This is a genomic window from Actinomycetospora sp. (assembly GCF_055612215.1).
The window spans coordinates 1-3,875 of record NZ_JBVPVA010000810.1 but is presented as its reverse complement, the minus strand read 5'-3'; the positions used below and the strand labels follow the sequence as shown (position 1 = coordinate 3,875).

Genomic DNA, 3,875 nt, shown 5'->3' with positions numbered 1-3,875 from the left:
TGAGCCCTGCTCCGACCTGGTTCCTCCCCTTCCCGGGCGGGCTATCGGGCACCGCCCGAGGTCGCGGGCAGCGACCGCAGGCCGGCGAGCACGACGTCGAGGCCGAAGCCGAACCTCCGGTCCGTCTCGGCGCGTGCGTGCGTCGTGTGGGCCTGCTCCTCGACCGCGTAGCCGTTGAGGTAGCAGGTCAGCACGTCGGCGGCGTTCTCGGCGGTGAACCCGTCCATCCCCGCCTCCGCGAGCAGGCCGCGCAGCCGGTCGATCCAGGCCCGCGAGCTGGGCCCGGGGGTGTGGCTCGTGGCGACGAGCCGGGCGCCGTCGGCGTGCGCGAGCATCGCCCCGCGCAGGGCGTGGATCATGGACGCGGCCTGCTCGGGCCACGCGTCGTCCGGCACCGCCGCCGCGTTCGCCTCGCCGACGATGTGGTCGGCCACCGCGTCCAGGAGCGCCTGCTTGCTCGGGTAGTGCCAGTACAGCGCCCCGACACGCACCCCGAGCCGGGTCGCGAGCTTGCGGGTGGAGAACCCGTCGAGCCCCACCTCGTCGAGCAGGGTGATCGCGGCGTCCAGCACGACCGGTGGAGTCAGTGACACCAGGAGATCATGCCGCAGGCCCTTGCCGACTTGAACACTGCTCAAGTAACTTGAGCAGTGTTCAATTCGCCGAGATCGGAGAGACCGCCGTGCGTGTTGCCGTGATCGGTGCCGGGCTGGGTGGGCTGTGCCTGGCGCAGGGGCTGCGCGGCGCCGGCATCCAGACCGAGGTCTACGAGCGGGACCCGGCGATCGCCGGTCGCTTCCAGGGCTACCGGCTGATGCTCAGCCCGATCGGCCTGGAGGCGCTGCACCGATGCCTCCCCCGGCGCTGGCACGCGTTGCTCGACGCCGTGGTCGGGGACGCGACGGCCTCGGGTCTGGTCCTGGACCCGCAGCTCAACCAGGTCGGCGAGCTCGGTACGGCGAGGACCGGGATCGTCGTCGACCGCGACGTGCTCCGGCATCTGCTGCTCACCGGGCTGACCGTGCACACCGGTGCGGCGCTCACCGGCTACGACGTCCTCGACGGTGCCGGTCACGACAGGGTCGAGGCCCGGTTCGCCGAGCGCGCCCCGGCGGCCGCCGACCTGCTCGTCGGCGCGGACGGGGTCAACTCCGCGGTCCGCGGACTGCTCTCGCCGCACACCACCCCCACCGACACCGGCGTGCGCTTCGTCATCGGTCGTACGCCGCTGACCGATCGGTTCGCCGGGATGTCACGGGCCTTCGGCGCGAAGATCGTCGGGAACGGGCTGAGCCTGCTGCTCGGGGCGATGCGATTCCGCGTCCCGCCGCAGGAGGCCGCCGCGGCGCTGGCCCCTGAGGTCACCCTGCCCGACGTCGGCGACTACGTGCGTTGGGCGATGATCCTCCCGCCGGACGGGTCCCTCGACGACATGGCCCCCCAGGACGCGGTCCTGTCCCGGATCCGCGGCTGGCACCCGGACCTGCAGGCCCTCGTCGAGCAGGGCGACCCGGACAACAGCACCCTGCTCTCCATCCGGGTCGTCGAACCCCGGGAGCGGTGGGCGCCCGGGCCGGTCACGCTGCTCGGCGACGCCGTCCACGCCACCTCACCCACCGGCGGCAACGGCGCCAACACCGCCCTGCGCGACGCCGATCTTCTCCGCGCCTGCCTGACGGCCGTGACCGAGGGCAGCCGGGACCTCGACGCGGCCGTCGACGACTACGAACGGCAGATGCTCACCTACGGCGCCGACGCCGTCCGCCGGAGCCTCGAGATGCTGCCGACCTACAGCGCGAGCGGCAGCTGATCCCCGACGAGGGTCGGTGATGCGTTGGTTCCTCCCCCTCCGACCCACAGCGGCTTCCGGGGTGGGCGCGGCGCTACCGAGGGTGGTGCTGTGGCCGGGCCTGCGGCGCGAACGTCGGCCAGCGGGTGGCGTCGTGGCCGGGCGGTCGGGTACCGGTCATCGGTGCGGCGGTACCCGTGGCGACGGAACCGCGGCACCGGCGGTGTCGGGCGGCGAGCGCAGGTCGAACGAGAAGAAGTCCCGGCTCGAGATCTGCAGGTAGTGCTGGGTGCCGATCTGCTGGTCGGGGACCAGTTCGAAGGCGGGCGGGTGGGGCCGGCCGTTCGGGTGGAAGTAGACCCCCGACACCCAGGCAGGGTTGATATCCAGCTCCATCCCACGGACCACCCCGGCCGAGCGCAGCAGCTCGCCCAGAGTGCACACGGACAGCGCCGGGCCGCCGACGTAGACCGTCGCGCCGCGTGCGGTCACGCCGAACGCCGAGCGGTTGATGAACGCGGCCTGCCCGACCGTGGAGCCCCATTCCCTGGTGCCGCCGGTGCCGCAGGTCGGGTTGACCAGGCCGTGGTCGACGAGCGGGACGAGGTTCTGGCGCACCGAGGCCACCTCAGGGCCCATGCCCACCTCTCGGCCCCAGGCGCCGACGTCGACGGTGCCGTCCTTGCGGATCACCAGGCTGGCCGCGCCGGGGACCAACGGGCGGGGCTCGCGGCCGTTCTCGTACCAGCCGCCGTGGCTGTCGCCCTGGAGTCGGAAACCGGCCGAGAACGCGGTGACCACGGTGCGCTGCTCTGTGGCGTCGATCAGAGGCGGGATCGGCCAGTGGCCGCCGGGGTCGACGGTGCCGGGGTGCAGCACGCCCGCGACCAGCGTCGGGTCCATCCACAACACGCCCACCAGGTACGAGGTGTGCGCCGCATCCGGGCGCACCGTCGTGGCACGCACCGCGACCCCGTGTGGCGTGGAGACCACCGGCTGCCACCGGCCCTCCCCGGGCAGCGGCGACAGGCCGCCCGGTGGGGGAAGCTGCGGCGGAGCCGGCTGCCCGCCGGGCTGGTCGGCCTCAACCCCGGCAGGGTGCGGGATACCGCCCACCGGCACGCCGCCGGTCCGCGGCTTGTCCACTTCGTACTGACCGGCCTCGAGCCCGGTGACCAGTGGGCCGAGTCCATGATCGCGTCCCCACTCGGCCAGCCGCGCGACCACCGGGTCGCTGCCGGGGCGGGTCAGGGCGTCGACGAGCGACTGCGCCGAGAACAGCCCGACGACCACCACCGCAACGCCCACGACCGACAGCACCCGCAGCCACCGCCGCCGCGGCCACAGCCGGCGACATCCGCGGGCGAAGTCCTGGCAGCAGCTCGACCAGGCAGACGCCATCGCCGACCCGAGTCCGGGCATGCGATCCCTGCGGCGGAAGAGCATCTACGGCACCCCTTCCCGGCGGCGGGCCTCAAGGCCGCCGAGACGATCGGGCGCCGCCCGGGGTGTCGGGAGCGTCGCTGGCGAGGACGGTCGCGCCCTGCCTGGGGACGATCAGGCGTTCCCGGGCGTCCCGAGATCGGTCACTGTAGGGCGCCGTGCCGTGCTCGCCGAGTAGGGCCATGACGACACCGCTACGGTCGGCGTCGTCGAGATGGCGCCCCCGGATGATCACCTGCTCCCCGATTCCGGCCATGCTCGTCCCCGCTCTTCTCGGCCGACCCTGGATCCCCCATATCCCCGAAACCGGATCCACCTAGGCTGCTCGTGCCTCCGGGTGGAGTCAACACCGCGGGCCGTCGTCATCGAAACGCCGACCTGTGCCGTCCGGGCGACGATTCCTGACCCTTCTCAACGTTCCACTGGCCACCTGACCTGCTGGCCCACACCTGCCACTACTGCCCGCGCCGACGCGACAACGGCTCGTGACACCCGCCCCTTATCGGCACCGACATTGGTCTGTCCGGCCCTGTGATCCTCTGCTTTCCGGTGTTCCACTCTCAGCCCCATGCAGATGAACGGGGAGAGCTGTGAGCAACAAAGTCATCATCAATCTGGCGACCGGACTCGAAGACGCCGAGCG

Annotated in this window: 4 protein-coding genes; 1 reads left to right on the top strand and 3 read right to left on the bottom strand. The window is 72.5% G+C overall.

Going from position 1 to position 3,875, the window contains the following annotated elements:
- Positions 1 to 41 precede the first annotated feature (41 nt).
- Entirely contained in the window at positions 42 to 593 is a 552-nt protein-coding gene (locus AC0CYZ_RS22140) for a TetR/AcrR family transcriptional regulator C-terminal domain-containing protein (protein ID WP_472219306.1), read from the bottom strand.
- An 89-nt stretch (positions 594 to 682) separates the two neighbouring features.
- On the opposite strand from AC0CYZ_RS22140, the gene AC0CYZ_RS22135 reads away from it, so the two are divergent.
- Positions 683 to 1,810, top strand: a complete 1,128-nt coding sequence (locus AC0CYZ_RS22135; protein ID WP_472219304.1) for an FAD-dependent oxidoreductase — start codon at positions 683 to 685, stop codon at positions 1,808 to 1,810.
- Between the two features lie 156 nt (positions 1,811 to 1,966).
- Here AC0CYZ_RS22135 and AC0CYZ_RS22130 read toward each other — a convergent pair whose 3' ends face one another.
- Both AC0CYZ_RS22130 and AC0CYZ_RS22125 read right to left on the bottom strand, forming a co-directional pair.
- Positions 1,967 to 3,211, bottom strand: coding sequence for a hypothetical protein (locus tag AC0CYZ_RS22130; RefSeq protein ID WP_472219302.1), 1,245 nt, complete (start codon positions 3,209 to 3,211; stop codon positions 1,967 to 1,969).
- 52 nt (positions 3,212 to 3,263) lie between these two features.
- Positions 3,264 to 3,488 (bottom strand): DUF1918 domain-containing protein, encoded by a 225-nt coding sequence (locus AC0CYZ_RS22125; protein WP_472219300.1) that lies wholly within the window; start codon positions 3,486 to 3,488, stop codon positions 3,264 to 3,266.
- Positions 3,489 to 3,875 lie beyond the last annotated feature (387 nt).